The sequence below is a fragment of the Flavobacterium cheonanense genome, assembly GCF_039539185.1.
Lineage (GTDB): Bacteria > Bacteroidota > Bacteroidia > Flavobacteriales > Flavobacteriaceae > Flavobacterium > Flavobacterium cheonanense.
Genome location: NZ_BAABCT010000003.1, coordinates 218,402 through 238,201 on the forward strand (window position 1 = coordinate 218,402; position 19,800 = coordinate 238,201).

Consider the following 19,800-nt stretch of genomic DNA (forward strand, 5'->3'; position numbering starts at 1 on the left):
AAAAAAATGAAAAAATTATTATTTACAATTGTACTACTAAGTTCCCTATTTTCAGTTGCTCAAAAGAATTACATTTTATTGAAAGATGGAAATAAAATGGAAATTGACGAAAGAGATTTTTATTATTCAACTTTTGAAAAAGTTAGATATACTCTTCCTAGTAAAGAAGGTTTCGAAGCAATAAAAGGAATCGATATTGATAAAGTAGATAAATTAGTATCAGGAGATGTTACTTACATCCCATTTAAATACAGTGAGAAAAAGAAAAAGTATATGGTATTGAGTAAAATCATTGCTGAAACAAGTGACAAAATGCTTTTATTGAGCTTTACTCCTCCTTTCTCAGCTGATGGCTACTATCTTGATTATAACTATAAAATAGTTGATAAAGCTACAAATACAATTATTGATTCTGGTTGGTTTAACGAAAGTAAAATGCCTAAAAAATTAGTTGATCAAAATACAGCAATTGCAACTATCAAAAAACATTTCTCAAAGTGTAAAGAAATGATGGACAGCTTAGCTGAATTTGAAAAGAAAATACCAACTGCCAATGGAAACGGTTATACTGAAGAATACATTGCAGGTTTTATGCATCAAGACAAACCTTTTAACTGCAATTAATTTTTAAAACAAAAAAGGCATAAATAGATACCAAACCTCAAAGACATTTTAGAAAAAAAGCTCTCAAAGATTTTAAATACTTTGTGAGCTTTTTTTTTAGAAAACGAATTATACAATTAATATTTCGATATCATCTAAATTTCGATTACGTCTACTTCTACCTAATACTTTAGACATTACAATATTTGGAATATTAAATGGAAAAGAGAAAAACTCTAAAATTGAATCTTTCAAAATGATATCATTATAATTGTGTACTGATATTTTGAATTTTCCGTAGTTATTAATATCAAAAGCATAAAACTTTATTGCTTTTTTTCCACATTTAAAATCTCTTCCTTTAAGATAAAACTCCCTTAATTCAATGTCTTCATTAGTTTCTAAATTTACAATTTGAACATAAAAATCAGGATTCGTTTTGATATGATGTCCACCAAGAATATAGATAACATAAGAACCATAAAATATTTCTGATTCTGTTGTGTCTTGAATATTAAATTTGATACTCATGTAAGCGATAATGAAGTGAGATTCCTACGGAATGACAACTGCGAACTGAAATCTGCAAACTGAAAACTAAGCACTAAACTATCTAGAATAATTCGGAGCTTCTTTAGTAATCGTAACATTATGAGGATGACTTTCGCCAATTCCGCTAGTAGTAATTCTAACAAATCTTCCTGTTTCTTGTAGCGTTGGAATATCTTTTGCACCACAATAACCCATTCCAGCTCTTAAACCACCAACAAATTGTTGCATACTTTCGTTCAATTCACCTTTGTATGGAACACGTCCTACAATTCCTTCTGGAACTAATTTTTTAATATCGTCTTCAACATCTTGGAAATATCTGTCTTTTGAACCTTCTTGCATGGCTTCCACAGAACCCATTCCACGATAGGATTTGAACTTTCTTCCTTCAAAAATGATAGTTTCTCCTGGTGATTCTTTTGTTCCTGCTAAAAGTGAACCAAGCATTACGCAATCAGCTCCGGCTGCAATCGCTTTAGGAATATCTCCTGTATAACGAATTCCACCATCTGCAATAACTGGAACTCCTGAACCTCTCAAAGCCGCTGAAACTTCTAAAACTGCAGAAAATTGAGGAAATCCAACACCTGCAACAACTCTTGTAGTACAAATAGAACCTGGACCAATTCCGACTTTCACGCCATCGGCACCATTTTCTACTAAATATAAAGCAGCTTCTGCAGTAGCAATATTTCCGACAATTACATCAAGATTTGGAAATTTAGCTTTGACCAATTTTAATACATCAACTACACCTTTTGTGTGACCGTGAGCTGTATCAATAATTACAGCATCAACTCCTGCGTTTACTAAAGCGGTAGCTCTTTCTACAGCGTCGGCAGTAACTCCTAATGCAGCTGCAACACGAAGACGTCCAAATTTGTCTTTATTTGCAACTGGTTTTTGAGCCAATTTGGTGATATCTCTAAACGTAATTAATCCAACTAATTTGTTATTGGTATCAACTACCGGTAGTTTTTCAATTTTATTTTGTTGTAAAATTCCTTCCGCTTCTTGTAAAGTTGTTCCTTCGGCAGCAGTAACAAGATGTTCCGAAGTCATTACTTCTAAAATAGAACGTGAATTGATTTTTTCAAAACGCAAATCTCTATTTGTAACAATTCCTTTTAAAATTCCGTTTTCATCAACTACTGGAATTCCGCCAATTCCGTGTTCTTTCATCAACATTTTAGCATCACCAACCGTTGAATTTAAAGGTAAAGTCACTGGATCGATAATCATTCCGGCTTCGGCACGTTTTACTTTTCTAACTTTAGCTGCTTGTTGTTCGATAGTCATGTTTTTGTGTAAAACACCAATTCCACCTTCTTGAGCCATAGCAATTGCCATAGAACTTTCGGTAACGGTATCCATCGCAGCAGAAACAACAGGAACATTCAACGAAATATTTCTAGATATTTTCGATTGAATATTAACTTCGCGCGGTAAAACTTCAGAATAATTTGGAATTAGCAGTACATCGTCATAGGTTAAACCTTCTCCAACGATTTTAGTTGTGTGTGCTTTCATGTTGCAATTTGTAGTTGTAGTTAAATTGCGTGCAAATATAGTGAAAAAGTAAATAGTAATTAGTGAATAGTGATTAGTTTTATCATTTAGCAAATTAAAATGATTGAAAATCCAATAAAAATGATTAACTTTAATGTAACTTCTTAATTCAGTTTTATGATAGATTCCAAAGATAAAATTTCAGGGCTTTCAAATGAAGAAGTTAGTTCCTCAAGAACTAAAAATGGCACCAATTCTTTAGAACATCAAGAAAAAAATCATTTTTTGATGTCATTGTTAGAAATGGTAAAAGAACCTATGTTTTTGTTATTAGTTGCTGCCGCAAGCATTTACTACATTTCTGGCGATTATGGTGATGGAATTTTTATGACTGTTGCTATATTTTTAGTTGCGGCAATTTCTTTATTCCAAGAAGCTCGAAGTAGAAATGCAATTGATGCCTTAAAAAAATTATCACAACCCAAAAGTAAAGTCATTAGAAATAATGAAGTTATAGAAATTCCAAGTGAAGAAATTGTGCTTGGCGATTTTATTCAAATTGAAGAAGGAACTTTTATTCCTGCCGATGCCACTATTATTCAATCAAATGATTTTTCGGTTAATGAAGCAATTTTAACTGGTGAATCTTTATCGGTTTTTAAAAACGAAAACTCGGAAAATAAAACCGTTTTTCAAGGAACGACTGTCTCCACTGGTTTAGCGATTTGCGAAGTAACTGCTATTGGAAATCAAACAAGTTTGGGGAAAATTGGAAAAAGTTTAGAAGAAATTCAAGAAGAAAAAACACCATTACAAATTCAGATTAACAATTTTGTAAAGAAAATGTCAATCATTGGATTACTTATTTTTGGGATTGTTTGGGCTCTAAATTATTACCATTCTAACAGTGTTTTAGATAGTTTACTCAAAGCATTGACAATTGCAATGAGTGTTATTCCAGAAGAAATTCCAGTTGCTTTTGCTTCATTTATGGCACTCGGAGCTTGGCGATTGATGAAAATGGGAATCATAACCAAACAAACAAAAACCGTTGAAACTTTAGGAAGTGCTACAGTAATATGTACCGATAAAACAGGAACAATTACTGAGAATAAAATGAGTTTGGCTCAATTGTATTTATTCAAATCAAATACAATTATTAATACTGAAGAGAAGTTAAATCCTGAAGCTGAAGAAGTTTTAAGTTACACGATGTGGGCAAGCGAACCTATTCCGTTTGATGCAATGGAAATTGCTATTCATGAAGCGTACACTAAATTAGAATCGGTAGATGAACGACCAAATTTTAAATTAATATACGAATATCCTTTAGGCGGAAAACCACCAATGATGACACATATTTTTGAAGATTCAAAAGGTAAAAAAGTCATAGCAGCCAAAGGTGCTCCAGAAGCAATTATCGCTGTCAGTCAATTATCTGAAAGTGAAAAAAAACAAATTTTAGTTGCTATTGAAAAAATGGCTAACGAAGGTTATCGCGTTCTTGGCGTTGGTGTTGCCGAATTTTCTGGAACTGATTATCCTAAAACACAACAAGAATTTAAGTTTTCTTTCAAAGGATTAGTTGCTTTTTACGATCCACCAAAAGCAAATATTCAAGAGGTTTTTGAGACGTTTTACAAAGCCGGAATTCAATTAAAAATAGTTACTGGTGATAATGCTCAAACTACATCAACAATAGCCAAACAAGTTGGTTTTAAAGATGCCGATAAAGTTCTAAACGGTGACGAATTAATGAAAATGGACGAAGCTACATTGAAAGTAAAAGTGATGGAGACAGCCATTTTTACACGAATGTTTCCTGAAGCAAAATTGAAAATTATTCAAGCCCTAAAAGACAACAATCAAATTGTAGCAATGACTGGTGATGGTGTAAACGATGGTCCGGCTTTGAAATCGGCTCATATAGGAATTGCTATGGGTAAAAAAGGAACCGAAATTGCTAAACAAGCAGCGAATTTGATTTTGATTGACGACGATTTTGCAAAAATGACCGACGCTATCGCTATGGGTAGAAAAATCTATGTGAATTTAAAAAAAGCTATTCAATATATAATTTCTATTCATATTCCAATAATTTTGGTTGTGTTTATACCATTAGCATTGGGTTGGATGTATCCGAATATTTTTACACCAGTTCATATTATATTTTTAGAAATAATTATGGGACCAACTTGTTCTATAATTTATGAAAACGAACCTATGGAACGCAACTTAATGCTGGAAAAACCAAGACCTTTAACTACTACTTTTTTCAATTTGAAAGAGATTACTATTAGTATTATTCAAGGATTGGTTATTACTTTGGGATTATTGTTTATGTATCAATATTGCATCCAAGAAGGGTTTTCAGAAACCTATACGCGAACTTCCATTTTTCTAACCTTAATTGCTTCAAATATTTTTCTGACGTTGGAAAATCGTTCGTTTTATTATTCCATTTTTACTACGATTCGATATAAAAACAATTTGGTTTTGATAATTATTGGATTGACAATGGCACTCACTTCGCTCCTACTTTTTGTACCAGTTTTCTCTAAATTCTTTTTGTTTGAAATGGTTGATTATGAACAAATAGGATTGAGTATTTTAATTGCTTTTGTGTGTGTGATGTGGATGGAAATTTATAAGATTTTTAAAAGACGTTGATTTTTAGACACGAATTGCACAAATTTCCACGAATTAATTTGCCTTGAAATTACACAAATTACTAGAAACTGACAACTGAAAACCGACAACTAAAAAATTTTAATGAAACTCTCCAAATAAACGTGAAGCCACATTATAAGCGCTTTCAAAACTCATTGGACTTGTGTTCGTGTCGGCTTTATGTTGGGTGAAATAGGATAACATTTTCTCAGTTGGCATATTTCCTGTTAAGTCATCTTTTGCCATTGGACAACCACCAAAACCTTGAATGGCGCCATCATAACGACGACAACCTGCTTTGTATGCTGCATCAATTTTTTCGTGCCATTTGTCTGGAGTTGTATGAAGATGCGCTCCAAATTCGATATGTGGATATTTAGGAATTAAATTAGAAAATAAATAGTCAATAACCTCTGGAGTTGAACTTCCAATAGTGTCCGAAAGTGATAAAATTTTCACGCCCATATTGGCTAATTTCTCTGTCCATTCGCCTACTACATCAACATTCCATGGATCACCATAAGGATTTCCAAAACCCATTGAAATATAGGTAACTACTTCTTTATTAGATTTATCAGCGATGTTTAAAATTTCTTGCAAAGTCACTAAACTTTCGGCAATAGTTTTGTGTGTATTTCGCATCTGGAAATTCTCTGAAATCGAAAATGGGAAACCTAAATATTGTATTTCTTTATGAACAGAAGCCAATTCTGCACCTTGTGTATTAGCAATAATTGCAAGTAATTTACTTTGGGTTTGAGACAAATCTAATTGTGCTAAAACCTCAGCAGTATCAATCATTTGCGGTATAGCTTTAGGAGAAACAAAACTTCCAAAATCAATAGTATCAAAGCCTACACGAAGTAGCGCTTGAATATAATCTACTTTTCGTTCGGTAGGAATGAAAGGTTTTATGCCTTGCATGGCATCACGAGGACATTCTATGATTTTGATTTTTTCCATTGGAAGCCAAAGATAAAAAAGAAAACGATTTCGTAACTATAAAATTACTTTAGATTTTTTAAAATAGCTTTGTTTATTTCTTTTACCAAACTTGGTCCTTCATAAATAAAACCGGTGTAAAGTTGAATTAAACTTGCTCCTGCATCTAATTTTTCGATAGCATCTTGAGCCGAATGGATTCCACCAACACCAATAATTGGAAACGATTTATTACTTTTCTCAGATAAAAATCGAATCACCTCAGTTGAGCGTTTTGTCAATGGTTTTCCTGATAATCCTCCCATTTCAGATTTATTTTCCGATTGTAAACCTTCTCTTGAAAGTGTTGTATTGGTTGCAATTACACCTGCAATTTTGGTTTCGTTTACTATATCAATAATGTCTAAAAGTTGAGAATCAGTTAAATCTGGTGCGATTTTTAGAAGAATTGGCTTCTTGGTTGCGTGTTGCGAGTTTCGGGTTTCGAGTGTTGTTAAAAGTTCGGTTAATGGTTTTTTATCTTGAAGTTCTCTTAAATTTGGAGTGTTTGGAGAACTCACATTTACAACAAAATAATCAACGTAATCAAAAAGCGCTTCGAAGCAAATTTCGTAATCTTGCGTGGCATTTTCATTTGGCGTAAGTTTATTTTTACCAATGTTTCCGCCAATTAAAACATTTTTGTTCTTCTTTAATCTTTCAACAGCTTCTTGAACTCCGCCGTTATTAAAACCCATTCTGTTGATGATGGCCGAATCTTCTTTCAATCGGAATAATCGTTTCTTTGGATTTCCTTCTTGACCAACTGGCGTTAACGTTCCAATTTCTATGAATCCGAATCCAAAATTGGAAAGCTCTTTGTATAAAACAGCATTTTTATCAAAACCTGCAGCCAATCCTACTGGATTTGGAAATTTTAATCCGAAAACTTCGGTTTCTAATCGTTTGTCGTTTACTAAATATAACGATTTGAAAAGAGAAGAAAATCCTGGTATTTTAGATAAAAATCGGATTAATGAAAAGGTAAAGTAGTGTACTTTTTCAGGATCAAATTGAAAAAGAATTGGACGAATTAGTAGTTTGTACATTTTGTTGTAGTTGTGTTTTGCAAAAATAGAAAATTGTTTGGAGTTGAAAGTTGGAAGTTGAAAGAAAATAAAAATCTATTTGTAAATTTGCGACTTATAATAATTCAACAATGAATATTCGTCTTCTAGCCATTGGCAAAACCGATAATAAATCACTTCAAACTTTAATTGACGATTATACAAAAAGGTTGTCTTTTTATGTGAAATTTGATTTGGAAGTGATTCCTGATATAAAAAATGCAAAAAACCTTTCGGAAGCGCAACAAAAAGAGAAAGAAGGCGAGCTAATTTTATCTAAACTTTCCGCAACTGACCAATTAATCCTATTAGATGAAAACGGAACTACTTTCTCAAGTGTAGGATTTTCTGATTATTTACAAAAGAAAATGAACGCCGGAATAAAAACCTTAGTATTTGTAATTGGCGGACCGTATGGATTCAGTGAAGAGATTTACAAAAAAGCTCAAGGAAAAGTATCGCTTTCAGAAATGACTTTTTCTCATCAAATGGTTCGTTTATTTGTAATTGAGCAAATTTATCGTGGGTTTACTATTTTAAGAAACGAACCTTATCACCACCAATAGTAAAGTACGAAGTACGAAGTTTGAAGTACGAAGTTTATCGGAAGTTTATCGATAGATTTAGAAAATATAGATTTCACTAATAATCATTTCTACTTCTAAAGTATTGATAAAAACTGCATTTTTAATAAAAGTATCGTAGCTAGCTTCTTTGTCAAAACAAAAGTTGTATTTCAAAGGTTTATCACTTTCTAAACTATCTAAGTAATTTATCAAGTTAGATTTTTCAACAATGGTTTTATTAACTAAAACTTTATCGTCTTTGGTGAAATAAATCTCAACTCCAGATTTTGGCTTTTCAAGTTTAAATTTTAGACTTGCAAAAGGTAAGAATGCTAATGTTTTTTTCTTGTCATTAGCATATGAAAAATAATTCTCGGCAGCTTCATTTTTATGAATGCTTTTATCTTTTTTAGCTTGCAATTTTATTAGTTCTGGCATCACTAATTTTAAAGGCAAACGTTTGTCAATATTAAAAATCCAATTGGTTGATACTATGGCATTTTTTCTGTTTACATCGGCAATAGTATCTTTTCCTTCAACTTTAAAAAATATATAAATTGGTGAATGTTCTTTCACATCACCAATGATTGTTCTATCTGCTTTTGGCAATTGAATTTCTTTCTTTCCTTCGCAAGATACTATTCCAAAAACTATTAATAATACTAAGTATTTTTTCATTTTAATGATTTAATTGATTGTATAATTTGACACATTCCACAGCTTCTTTTACATCATGAACACGTAATATTTTTGCTCCTTTCATCAAAGATATCGTATTCAATGACGTAGTTCCATTTAAAGCAAATTCAGCAGTTGTATCCAACGTTTTATATATCATAGACTTTCTTGAAACTCCTGCAAGTAGAGGCAATTCTAACATTTGAAACAATTCCAATTTATTTAAAACTTCAAAATTTTGTTCCAATGTTTTTGCAAATCCAAAGCCTGGATCGATAATCAAATCATTGATTCCTAAACTTCTTGCTTTGGCTACTCTATCTGAAAAATAAAATATCATTTCTTTTACAATATTTTCATATTGCGTCATCGATTGCATTGTTTGAGGTGTTCCTCTCATGTGCATCATAATGTAAGGAACTTGAAGATTTGCAATAGTTTGAAGCATGGCATCATCCAAGTTTCCAGCAGAAATATCATTTATCATCGCTGCGCCACTTTCTAAAGTCTCGTTTGCAACTTTGCTTCTGAAAGTATCAATTGAAATAATGGTTTTAGGAAACTCATTAAGTACCTTTTGAACAACAGGAAGTATTCTTTGCAATTCCTCTTCTTCTGACACAAACTCAGCATTTGGTTTGCTAGAATATCCACCAATATCGATAAAAGTTGCGCCTTCTAAAAGCATTTTTTCGACTTGCAGCAAAATAGATTTTTCATCTATATGTTTTCCTCCATCATAAAAAGAATTGGGTGTAACATTGAGAATTCCCATCACTTTGGGAGTAGATAAATCGATAAGTTTTCCTTTACAGTTAATCGTCATTGTACTTTGTACTTCAATTTGAATTCTTTACTTTTGACCCGAGACCACTTTGGTTCGAATCGTAAGTAGTAAAAATTATTATACAAAGATACCATTAATGAAGAATACTTCACAAGAATACGACAAAGTAATTGGCATTTGCCGAGATTTATTTAGTAAAAAAATGACTGATTATGGAAGTGCGTGGCGCATTTTACGTTTGCCATCATTAACCGATCAAATTTTTATAAAAGCACAACGCATAAGAAGTCTTCAAGAAAACGAAGTTAGAAAAGTAGACGAAGATGAAACTGGTGAATTTATTGGAATCATCAATTATTGCATTATGGCTTTGATTCAATTGGAATTAGGAGTTGTTGACCAACCAGATTTGAATACCGAGCAAGCTGTAAAATTATACGACGAAAAAATTGCTTTAACCAAACAATTGATGGAAGACAAAAACCATGATTATGGTGAAGCTTGGAGAGAAATGCGTGTAAGTTCACTGACTGATTTAATTTTACAAAAATTACTTCGTGTAAAACAAATTGAAGACAACAAAGGAAAAACTTTGGTTTCTGAAGGTATTGACGCCAATTATCAAGACATGATTAATTATTCTGTATTTGCACTGATTTTAATGAAAAAATTTTAAATACCTGATTACAAATACCAAAAAACAATTAAATTCCAAAAATTTTAAAATTTAAAATTCGAAACTATGGAACCAAAGAAATATGATTTAGAAGAAAGAACTTTACAATTTGCGATTGACTGCAGATTGTTTTTGAAAAAGCTTCCTAAAACTATTTCTAACAGTGAAGTTTGAATTTTATAAATTGTTTTTTGTTATTTTAACACAATAACATATCGTTAACAACTTACAATTAAAAGCCTTTTTACCTTTGTAAAAACATATTTATGGAAACAAAAAAATCATACATAGCTTGGTCAATTAGAATTTTAGTTTCGTTACTATTCATTGTTTCAGCGGTTGCCAAAATGTATCCTTCACCTTATTTTGCAATATCAACTTTTGAAGTTAAACAGCTTTATACATTAGGTTTTTCTGAGCATGTTGCGCCGTATTTTTCAAGAACTCTTATTGGAATCGAATTGGCAATGGGATTTTTATTGTTGCAAAACCATTGGCTGAAACGTTTCATTGTACCAATGACTATTTTACTTTTAGCAGTTTTTGTTGGACATTTAACTTACGTAACTTTTTTGAGCGGCGGTGATTCTGGTAATTGTGGTTGCTTTGGTGAGTTAATTCCGATGACACCAATTGAAGCCATTATCAAAAATATTGTAGCTATTGGATTACTTGGATACTTGTATTATATTCTACCGAAAGAAACTTCAAATCATAACTTTTGGATTTTAACAACAGTTCTTTTTGCTACTATTTTAGGAATATACATGCTAGCTCCTATTCAACCTGTTGCGACTGCACTTCCTATTTCTGAAATTGAAGAACCTACTGAAGGTTTTGATGATTCAATGCCTACAATAGATTCAACAACTATGACACTTCAAAATCCTTTGGAAAATGAAAAATTAACCAATGAAGTTAAAAAAGATACCGCTAAAAAAGTAGAAGTTCAAAACTTGAATGAACCTAAAAAGGTAAAATCAGGAAATGCTGCTCTTTTTCCGAGTATAGATAAAGGTAAAAAATTACTTTGCTATTTTGTTCCTGGTTGTGACCATTGTAGAGATGCGGCCAAAGAACTAACAGAAATGAGAAAGAAAGATGCTAGTTTACCGCCACTTTCTATTATTTTCATGAATGAAGAAGCCAATTTAATTCCTGCCTTTTTCAAAGAAGCTGGTGCAACCTATCCTTATAAAATTATTGAAATCATTCCGTTTTGGAATGCTCTAGGAAGCGGAAAAGATACGCCTGGTGTAAAATATCTTTGGAATGGAAACGAAATAAAATACTATTGGGGAATAACTGACGATAAATTTGTTGGTGAGGATCTAAAAAAATATTTGAACCAATCGTATGAAGAACTTAAGAAAACGCATCCAAAATTATAAACTTATAATAAATTGAAAATGAAAAAAATAATAGTAATAGTAGCAATAATAATGACTTCAATATCATGTGGTAATGCACAAAAAAAAGAATTTTCTAAAGATGCTCTTAAAGGTAAATTAACAGACACCGAATCTAAAGAAATTACTTTTAAAGAAATTTTAAAGAAACATAAAGGCAAAACTGTTGTCATCGAATTTTGGGCTTCTTGGTGCAGTGATTGTGTAAAAGCAATGCCAAAAGTTAAAGAGATGCAAGCTAATAATCCAAACGTAGTTTACATTTTCATTTCTTTGGATAAAACTTTTGATAAATGGAAAGCTGGAATAGAAAAACACGAATTAGCAGGAGAACACTATTGGGTTAATGACGAAAAAGGTATGAAAGGTACTTTTGGAAAATCCGTTGATTTAGATTGGATTCCTAGATACATGATTATCAATAAAAAAGGTCAAATTGAATTATATCGTGCTATTGAAACTGACTTTGAAAAAATTAACGCTACTTTAAAAACACTAGAATAATGAGAAAGAAAATCATTGCTGGCAATTGGAAAATGAACAAAAATGCCGAAGAAACTGAAGATTTATTAAATGAACTTATTGATAAATTACCTAACGATATCGAAGCACAAATTATTGTTGCTCCAACGTTTGTAAACTTGGCATCAGCTTCTGATCATTTAGAATTTACGAATATTGTGGTAGCTGCACAAAATATGCATCAAGCAGAAAATGGAGCATATACTGGAGAAATTTCTGCAGATATGCTACAAAGCATCGGAGTAAATACTGTTATTCTAGGTCATTCTGAAAGAAGAGCTTACTTCAATGAAACCGATTCTCAATTGGCATACAAAGTTGATACAGCATTAAAACACAATATGACAGTAATTTTTTGCTTTGGCGAAGAATTAAAAGACCGTCAAGACAATCAACATTTTAATATTGTTGAGAATCAATTACGTGACGGATTATTTCATATCAGCAATGAATCTTGGGAAAATATCATCTTAGCTTACGAACCAGTTTGGGCGATTGGAACAGGAGAAACTGCTTCACCTGACCAAGCTCAAGAAATGCACGAATTCATCAGAGAAACAATCCGCAAACGTTTTGGAAGCGATATCGCTGAAGATGTTTCAATCCTCTATGGAGGAAGTGTAAAACCAGATAATGCTAAAGAAATTTTTGGTAAACCAGATGTTGATGGAGGATTAATTGGTGGCGCTGCACTAAAAGCAGACGATTTCGTTGGTATTGTAAATGGATTAAGATAATAATTTATCAAAATAATTTAAATCCTCAACTGTAATTCAATCAGTTGAGGATTTTTTTTATTACTTAGTAACAAATTCTTACATTCATCGTCTTACTCTTAAACCAAACAACAAATTATTGTGGAAACGATTCTAAGCATCAAAAATCTTCACAAACGTTATGGCAAATTACAAGCTGTTAAAAACGTTTCATTAGAAATTCAAAAAGGAAATGTCTATGGCATTCTAGGTCCAAACGGAAGTGGAAAATCTACTACTCTTGGTATTGTCTTGAATGTTGTCAATAAAACCTCAGGAGAGTATTCTTGGTTTGGAGGCACAATGCAAACACACGAAGCTTTGAAAAAAGTTGGTGCCATCATTGAACGTCCAAATTTTTACCCATACATGACGGCTAAAGAAAACCTAGAATTGGTTTGCAAAATAAAAGGAATCAGTTACAACAAAGTACAAGAAAAACTTGAAGTTGTAGGTTTGTATGATAGAAAAGACAGTAAGTTCAACACTTTCTCACTTGGAATGAAACAGCGTTTGGCTATTGCTTCAGCTTTACTAAACGATCCAGAAATTCTTATTTTAGACGAGCCAACTAATGGTTTAGATCCACAAGGAATTCATCAAATTAGAGATATTATAAGATTAATTGCCTCACAAGGAACTACAATTTTATTAGCTTCTCACCTATTGGATGAAGTTGAAAAAGTATGTTCGCATGTCTTGGTTTTGAGAAAAGGAGAAATTCTTTACTCTGGTACTGTAGAAGGAATGTCGACTAATAATGGTTTTATCGAACTTCAAGCCAATGACAATAAAGCATTGATTGCTGCGCTACAAAATCATCCAAATATTACTAAAATTGAGGAAGAAGAAGGTAAAGTTTTAATTTATTCTAATACCAATATTGATCCTTCAGAATTAAATAAATTTTTGGTTGAAAAATCAATTTACCTAAACCATTTAGCTAAACGTAAAAACAGTTTAGAAGCACAATTTTTACAATTAACAGGCAAATAATCTACACAAAAATGAAACGTTTACTCTCAATAGAATTACAAAAAATCTGGAAAAATAAAGCAAGTAAAATTTTAACTTTAAGCTACTTTATTTTACTAACTTTTATAGCTTTAATTGCCTCAATAAAAATAAATATTGGTAATTTTCAACTTCATATTGCTGAACAAGGAATCTTCAATTTCCCATACATTTGGCACTTTAACACCTACATTGCTGCTGTTTTAAAATTCTTCCTTGCTGTTGTCATTGTATCGATGATGGCAAACGAATATAGTTATGGTACTTTAAAACAAAACTTAATCGATGGAATGAGTAAAAAAGAATTTGTAACATCCAAATTCTTAACTGTTGTAGTATTTGCTGGAGTATCAACATTATTCATATTTATTCTTTCACTTATTCTTGGATTATCATTTTCATCCTATAATGAGGTTGGAATAATCTTTTCTGAAATGGAATATCTTATAGCTTATTTTGTAAAACTAACAGGATTTTTCTCTTTTTGTTTATTTATCGGAATTTTAATAAAACGCTCTGCATTTGCTTTAGGATTTTTATTCGTATGGAATATAATTGAAGGAATAATTATTGGAATCTTGAATTTTAAAATTTTCCCAGATAGTGATTTTGATAAAAACATTACTCAATTTTTACCTTTAGAATCAATGAGTAATCTTATAGTTGAACCATTTACAAAACTATCAGTTATCAAAAATATTGAGACAACTATTGGTGGTGCTGCAAACTTGAAAGATTATGATGTTCATTGGTATTCCATTCTTATAGTATTAGCATGGACTGCTATTTTCATTTCTTCATCCTATTATCTTCTAAAAAGAAGAGACTTATAGAGACTTTTTAAGAATGTTAAAAAATATAAGTTCATTAGAATAACTCTAATTTATTTGCTATTTTTATCAAATGAAAAAGAGAGTTTTACTATGCCTACTAACCATTTTATTATCAGCTAATTGCTTTGCACAATTTAGCAAAACGCATTACATCCCACCATTATCTCATACAAATTCTGTTGATCCTCAAGAACAGTTTCTATATATTTCAAGCCCAAGTTTGGTTCCCATCAACTTTCAAATTCAAGAAATTGGTGGTACAACAATTGATGGTACTGTAAGTAGAGACGCGCCTTACGTATATTCAATTGGTTTTGGAACTGATACTCAACTTATAACTAATGAATTTGATGTAAGTGTTGTTAAAAACAACAAAGGATTTATTATTCAAGCACAAGATTTAATCTATGTGACTGTTAGATTGACTGCCCAAAATAGTCTACATGCTGGTGGACTTGTCGCCAAAGGTAGTGCTGCTTTAGGTACTAACTTTAGAATTGGTGGTTTCATTAATACCGGAGCTCCATCTTCATCCGAAAACTACTTTACTTTTGCCTCTATACTCGCAACAGAAAATAATACTACAATTACATTTGATGATATAAAAACAGGTGTAACATTATTAAATAATGTTGCTGCAGGAAATACACCTGCAAATGTTACTCTTAATGCAGGTGATAGTTATGTAATAGCCGTAAAAGGTCCATCAAATCCAAATAGAGATGGTTTAATTGGAATGCTAATAAATTCCAATAAACCAATCGCAGTAAATTGTGGTTCTTTTGCAGGAAGTAATGGTTCTACAAGTAATTTAGATTTAGGTTTTGACCAAATTGTTTCAGCTGAAAGAACTGGTCAAGAATATATTTTTATAAAAGGTTCTGGAGTTAATGTTACCGAAAGGCCATTAATTGTTGCTCATGAAGACAACACTCAAGTATTCACAAATGGATTAACAACCCCAATTGCAACGCTGAACGCAGGAGAATATCTAGCACTTGATGGTTCTCAGTTTTCTGCTAATGGAAATTTATATGTAAACACTTCAAAAAATGTTTTTGCTTATCAAGGAATTGGAGGTTCTTCTAGTCAAGCCAATCAAAACATGCACTTTTTACCTCCTTTAAGTTGCCAGACACCAAAAACAATAGACAACATTCCTTTCATTAATGAAGTTGGAAACCAATCTAATTTTGATGGAACGGTATGTCTAGTTACAAAAACTGGTGCTACTTTAAATTTTATAATTAATGGAACAAGTTACACTTTAGCAAGTTTGCCAGGAAGTATTAATGTTAACGGACCATTTGTAGTAACAGGAAATCCAAATTATGTAACCTATACTTTTGACGGATTAAACGGTAATGTTTCCGTATTTTCCTCAGAGCAAGTATATTTATCTTATTATGGTTCAAGTGGTGCTGCAACTTATGGTGGATTTTACTCAGGGTTTACTTTCAGACCAGAAGTAGTTTTCCAACCTGTAGCTGGTAGCAGTTCCAATTGTATTCCCAATGTGAACTTGGAAATAAGTTCATTAAGTGGTTTTGATGTATTTCAATGGTATTTTAATGGAGTAGCAATTACAGGTGCAACATCGAGTTCATATACTCCTCTTCAACCTGGATATTATAAAGTAAAAGCAACATTGACGGAATGTGGTATTGATTTATTTTCAGATGAAATTCCTGTAAGTACCTGTCCAACTAACTCCGATAGTGATAACTCTAACGATAACATTGATCAAGATTATGATGGTGATGGAATTACAAATTGTGATGAATCGTTTGGAAATCAAAATGTTTCCTTAGCAAATCCTCTTGCAGGAACAGTTGCTGTTGGAACATATTCTAACTCATTTACTGGAGCAATTTCAACTTCAACAACAGCAAGTGCAGCGCCTTTTATTGGAAATGCAGATGGAAGTTTTGTAACAGATATTCCACCAGGAAAAACAAATACCGTTAAATACCAACTTACATTTCCTCAACCTATATCATTAGCCATAGAATATGTTGCAACAGCAAATTCAACTGATTTATTAGATGCTAATGCTGAATTTATTATCAATTCACCAATAAATAAAACAATAACCGTTTTAAATCCAACAAATCAATTATTAATTGATACCAACTATGATGGAATTTTTGAAAGCGGTGTTACAGAGTATTCTTCATTCGAAATTCGATTCAGAGTAAACAGTACCACACCATTAGCTGCAGGAACTGGAACATTCAAATTTATGGCCAGTCAAGTAACTTCAATAAGTTTTTCTCATAGAAATTTATCTGATGCTTTACCTAATAAATCAACATTCAAAATAATTGCAACTTGTGTACCAAAAGACTATGATGGTGATGGCATTTATGACCAATTTGATTATGATAGTGATAATGATGGAATTCCTGATTATATAGAAGTACAAGGCGCTTCTTTTGTAGCTGTATCAAATATTGATGCTAATAATGACGGAATTGATGATGCTTACAACACCGGATTAACACCAGTTGATTTTGATAATGATGGCATAGTTGATTATCTTGACCTAGATTCTGACAATGATGGAATTTATGATTTAAATGAATCTGGATATACTGTAACCGACGCCAATTCTAATGGAATGATTGATGGTGCAAATTTTGGTATCAACGGTTGGTTAAACTCTTTAGAAACCACTCCAGATAGCGGAATTATTGCAAACAGTATCGCTAATACTGATAGTGATTTATTAAATAATTACTTAGATTTAGATAGTGATGGAGATGGTTGCAATGATGTAATTGAAGCTGGCTATGCCGATGGAAATAACGATGGAATTTTAGGAACTACAACTCCACCAACAGTAAATCCAAACAATGGTGTTGTAACAAGCGGAACTGGTTATGTTAATCCAAATTCTAACTATTTCACACCTGCTCCAATTGTAATAACGACTCAACCGGCGAATCAATTTTCTTGTGAATTACAAGGAACAACATTTACATTAACAACTTCAACGCCAATAACCACTTATCAATGGCAAGCATCATCAGATAATGGTTTGACGTGGACAAATATTACAAACAATACAAATTATGCTGGAGCTACTACTGATATTTTAGCTGTAAATAACATCACAATGTCAATGGCCGGATACAAGTATAGAGTAATTCTAAACAGAATAGGAAACTCTTGCGGACTAATTTCTGGTGACGCTTCGTTATCAATTTATGCATTACCTGTTGTGGTTTCTCCATTATCACTAATTCAATGTGATGATAATACTGACGGTATTTCTACCTTCAATTTAACCGAAAAAAATACGTTTATTTCTACTAATTCATTAAACGAAACTTTTACTTTTTTCACAAATCAAGTTGCAGCTCAAACAAATGATACAGCATTTTTAATTTCAAGCCCATTAGCATTTACAACAGCTAATACATCCGTTTGGGTAAGAGTTCAAAATGCTAATAACTGTTTCAGTGTTGCAAGATTAGATTTGATTGTTTCTAGTCCGCAATTACCTGCTAGTTTTATCATACCTAATCAAGTAAAATGTGATGATTATATTAATGCAACCAATAACGAATATGATGGAATTGCAACATTTGACTTAACGCAAATTTATAACAACACTTTAGCCCAATTACCTACTCCAACCTCTGATTTTACAATAAAATTTTATAAAAATCAAGCCGATTTTAATGCTGAAAATGATAGTAATGGTAATTCATTAGCTATAACAAATATTTCAAATTATAGAAATATTGGCTATCCAAATTCACAAACCATTTGGGTGCGTGTAGATAGCAATATTAATAACGGATGTTATGGTTTCAAAACTTTTAATGTTATCGTTGAACCAACACCTGTTTTCAATACAGTTGGGGTAAATAATGTCATTCGCCATTGTGATGACGACCATGATGGAATTTACGGATTCGATACTTCAACTCTTGAGAGCGATATTCTTCAAGGTCAAACAAATATTGACGTAACCTATTATGATGCATCAGGAGTTCAATTTACTATGACAAATCCTTTTTCAGTAAATACTTCTCAAACAATTACAGTGAGATTAACAAATAATCCTTCATTAGCATCTGATGGACCTTGCTATTACGAGAAAACAATTCAGTTTATAGTCGATGATTTGCCACAAATATTTCCTTTACTTCCAAATCAATTAACTTTTTGTGATGATGAAACCGATCCTGCTGACCAAGATGGATTATTAGATTTTGATACAACTAATATACTTCCAACAATTTTGCAAGGACAAACTGGGTTTGATATATCTTTTACACTTCAAGATGGTACAGTAATTCTAAATAATTTACCACCAACTTTTACAACTGGAACTCAAAATATAACCTTAACATTAACAAATCCATTAAATCCTAGTTGTCCTGTTTCAACAATTTTAAATTTTATTGTAAATCCAACTCCTAGTATTGATTTAAATCAAAATGGATGGGCAAATCAACTTGTGTGTACAAATCTTCCAACTTTTACAGTAACATTAGATGCTGGCATTACAGATGCAACACCTTCAAGTGCCTACACATACCAATGGTATTTAGAAGGAAATTTACTTGCAGGTGAGACAAATTATTCCATAACTGTTAATACTGGTGGAACTTATACAGTTGTTGTTACCAATTCATTGGGTTGCCCAAAAACGAGAACAATTGAAGTTACCACTTCAGTAATTGCAACAATTGATGATATCAATATTATTGATTTATCTGAAAATAATTCTGTAGAGGTAATTGTATCTGGAAATGGTGATTATGTTTATAGTATTCAAGAACCTTATGGCCCATATCAAGATTCAAATATTTTTAACAATGTACCAATGGGATTCCATACGGTTTATGTAAAAGATTTGAATGGTTGTGGAATAACAGAACAATTAATTTCTGTACTTGGAGTTCCTCAATATTTTACTCCAAATGGTGATGGGTTTAACGACACCTGGAATATTAAAGGAGCAAATGAGCAATTCTATGCTAACTCTATAATCCACATTTATGATCGATATGGTAAATTAGTAAAACAAATATCGGCAATTGGTCAAGGTTGGGACGGAACTTATAATGGTAATTTAGCACCATCTGATGATTATTGGTATAATATTACTTTTGATGATGGTAGAAATACAAAAGGACACTTCGCTCTTAAAAGATAATCATA

At 31.9% G+C, this 19,800-nt stretch carries 16 protein-coding genes; 10 read left to right on the plus strand and 6 right to left on the minus strand.

The genetic code is table 11. The features are described 5' to 3' along the window. Positions 1–6: 6 nt before the first annotated feature. Positions 7–624, plus strand: coding sequence for a hypothetical protein (locus tag ABD766_RS07875; protein ID WP_344816156.1), 618 nt, complete (start codon positions 7–9; stop codon positions 622–624). Positions 625–732: 108 nt separating this feature from the next. On the opposite strand, the gene ABD766_RS07880 is transcribed toward ABD766_RS07875, so the two are convergent. Both ABD766_RS07880 and guaB read right to left on the minus strand, forming a co-directional pair. Beyond that, the gene (locus tag ABD766_RS07880; RefSeq protein ID WP_344816157.1) at positions 733–1,134 is read right to left on the minus strand and encodes a hypothetical protein; all 402 of its coding nucleotides are present in this window, start codon (positions 1,132–1,134) and stop codon (positions 733–735) included. Between the two features lie 78 nt (positions 1,135–1,212). After that, a complete protein-coding gene (gene guaB / locus ABD766_RS07885; protein ID WP_344816158.1) occupies positions 1,213–2,685 on the minus strand; it encodes an IMP dehydrogenase in 1,473 nt (490 codons plus the stop codon). A gap of 156 nt (positions 2,686–2,841) precedes the next feature. Between guaB and ABD766_RS07890 the strand changes: the two genes are divergently transcribed. Then, positions 2,842–5,334, plus strand: coding sequence for a cation-translocating P-type ATPase (locus ABD766_RS07890; RefSeq protein ID WP_344816159.1), 2,493 nt, complete (start codon positions 2,842–2,844; stop codon positions 5,332–5,334). A 99-nt stretch (positions 5,335–5,433) separates the two neighbouring features. Here ABD766_RS07890 and ABD766_RS07895 read toward each other — a convergent pair whose 3' ends face one another. After that, positions 5,434–6,297 (minus strand): hydroxymethylglutaryl-CoA lyase, encoded by an 864-nt coding sequence (locus tag ABD766_RS07895; RefSeq protein ID WP_344816160.1) that lies wholly within the window; start codon positions 6,295–6,297, stop codon positions 5,434–5,436. A gap of 44 nt (positions 6,298–6,341) precedes the next feature. Next, a complete protein-coding gene (locus tag ABD766_RS07900; protein ID WP_344816161.1) occupies positions 6,342–7,364 on the minus strand; it encodes a quinone-dependent dihydroorotate dehydrogenase in 1,023 nt (340 codons plus the stop codon). Between the two features lie 110 nt (positions 7,365–7,474). Between ABD766_RS07900 and rlmH the strand changes: the two genes are divergently transcribed. Continuing rightward, positions 7,475–7,948: a 23S rRNA (pseudouridine(1915)-N(3))-methyltransferase RlmH gene (rlmH, locus tag ABD766_RS07905; RefSeq protein WP_344816162.1), complete on the plus strand. Its 474-nt coding sequence runs from the start codon at positions 7,475–7,477 to the stop codon at positions 7,946–7,948. A 57-nt stretch (positions 7,949–8,005) separates the two neighbouring features. Here the strand turns inward: rlmH and ABD766_RS07910 are convergent, their stop codons facing one another. Next, positions 8,006–8,626 carry a hypothetical protein gene (locus ABD766_RS07910; RefSeq protein WP_344816163.1) on the minus strand — a complete coding sequence of 207 codons (621 nt, stop codon included), beginning with the start codon at positions 8,624–8,626 and terminating at the stop codon, positions 8,006–8,008. A 1-nt stretch (position 8,627) separates the two neighbouring features. Further along, positions 8,628–9,452: a dihydropteroate synthase gene (gene folP, locus ABD766_RS07915; protein WP_344816164.1), complete on the minus strand. Its 825-nt coding sequence runs from the start codon at positions 9,450–9,452 to the stop codon at positions 8,628–8,630. A 97-nt stretch (positions 9,453–9,549) separates the two neighbouring features. On the opposite strand from folP, the gene ABD766_RS07920 reads away from it, so the two are divergent. From ABD766_RS07920 to ABD766_RS07950, 7 genes are all read left to right on the plus strand, one after another. Further along, the gene (locus tag ABD766_RS07920) at positions 9,550–10,089 is read left to right on the plus strand and encodes a DUF1599 domain-containing protein (RefSeq protein ID WP_344816165.1); all 540 of its coding nucleotides are present in this window, start codon (positions 9,550–9,552) and stop codon (positions 10,087–10,089) included. Between the two features lie 266 nt (positions 10,090–10,355). After that, on the plus strand, positions 10,356–11,480 hold the full coding sequence (locus ABD766_RS07925; protein ID WP_344816166.1) for a MauE/DoxX family redox-associated membrane protein: 1,125 nt from the start codon (positions 10,356–10,358) through the stop codon (positions 11,478–11,480). Between the two features lie 18 nt (positions 11,481–11,498). After that, on the plus strand, positions 11,499–12,002 hold the full coding sequence (locus ABD766_RS07930) for a TlpA family protein disulfide reductase (protein WP_344816167.1): 504 nt from the start codon (positions 11,499–11,501) through the stop codon (positions 12,000–12,002). After that, positions 12,002–12,757, plus strand: coding sequence for a triose-phosphate isomerase (gene tpiA / locus ABD766_RS07935; RefSeq protein WP_344816168.1), 756 nt, complete (start codon positions 12,002–12,004; stop codon positions 12,755–12,757). The genes ABD766_RS07930 and tpiA overlap by 1 nt, the downstream gene beginning before the upstream one ends. A 120-nt stretch (positions 12,758–12,877) precedes the next feature. Next, positions 12,878–13,771, plus strand: coding sequence for an ABC transporter ATP-binding protein (locus ABD766_RS07940; protein ID WP_344816169.1), 894 nt, complete (start codon positions 12,878–12,880; stop codon positions 13,769–13,771). 11 nt (positions 13,772–13,782) lie between these two features. Next, on the plus strand, positions 13,783–14,622 hold the full coding sequence (locus tag ABD766_RS07945; protein WP_344816170.1) for an ABC transporter permease: 840 nt from the start codon (positions 13,783–13,785) through the stop codon (positions 14,620–14,622). Positions 14,623–14,692: 70 nt separating this feature from the next. After that, complete coding sequence (locus ABD766_RS07950) at positions 14,693–19,795, plus strand: T9SS type B sorting domain-containing protein (protein WP_344816171.1); 5,103 nt, start codon at positions 14,693–14,695, stop codon at positions 19,793–19,795. Positions 19,796–19,800: the final 5 nt, after the last annotated feature.

Bases quoted from the DNA above. Each gene is read 5' to 3' on its own strand.
- ABD766_RS07875 (WP_344816156.1), top strand. From the start codon at position 7: ATGAAAAAATTATTATTTACAATTGTACTACTAAGTTCCCTATTTTCA.
- ABD766_RS07880 (WP_344816157.1), bottom strand. From the start codon at position 1,134: ATGAGTATCAAATTTAATATTCAAGACACAACAGAATCAGAAATATTT.
- guaB (WP_344816158.1), bottom strand. From the start codon at position 2,685: ATGAAAGCACACACAACTAAAATCGTTGGAGAAGGTTTAACCTATGAC.
- ABD766_RS07890 (WP_344816159.1), top strand. From the start codon at position 2,842: ATGATAGATTCCAAAGATAAAATTTCAGGGCTTTCAAATGAAGAAGTT.
- ABD766_RS07895 (WP_344816160.1), bottom strand. From the start codon at position 6,297: ATGGAAAAAATCAAAATCATAGAATGTCCTCGTGATGCCATGCAAGGC.
- ABD766_RS07900 (WP_344816161.1), bottom strand. From the start codon at position 7,364: ATGTACAAACTACTAATTCGTCCAATTCTTTTTCAATTTGATCCTGAA.
- rlmH (WP_344816162.1), top strand. From the start codon at position 7,475: ATGAATATTCGTCTTCTAGCCATTGGCAAAACCGATAATAAATCACTT.
- ABD766_RS07910 (WP_344816163.1), bottom strand. From the start codon at position 8,626: ATGAAAAAATACTTAGTATTATTAATAGTTTTTGGAATAGTATCTTGC.
- folP (WP_344816164.1), bottom strand. From the start codon at position 9,452: ATGACGATTAACTGTAAAGGAAAACTTATCGATTTATCTACTCCCAAA.
- ABD766_RS07920 (WP_344816165.1), top strand. From the start codon at position 9,550: ATGAAGAATACTTCACAAGAATACGACAAAGTAATTGGCATTTGCCGA.
- ABD766_RS07925 (WP_344816166.1), top strand. From the start codon at position 10,356: ATGGAAACAAAAAAATCATACATAGCTTGGTCAATTAGAATTTTAGTT.
- ABD766_RS07930 (WP_344816167.1), top strand. From the start codon at position 11,499: ATGAAAAAAATAATAGTAATAGTAGCAATAATAATGACTTCAATATCA.
- tpiA (WP_344816168.1), top strand. From the start codon at position 12,002: ATGAGAAAGAAAATCATTGCTGGCAATTGGAAAATGAACAAAAATGCC.
- ABD766_RS07945 (WP_344816170.1), top strand. From the start codon at position 13,783: ATGAAACGTTTACTCTCAATAGAATTACAAAAAATCTGGAAAAATAAA.
- ABD766_RS07950 (WP_344816171.1), top strand. From the start codon at position 14,693: ATGAAAAAGAGAGTTTTACTATGCCTACTAACCATTTTATTATCAGCT.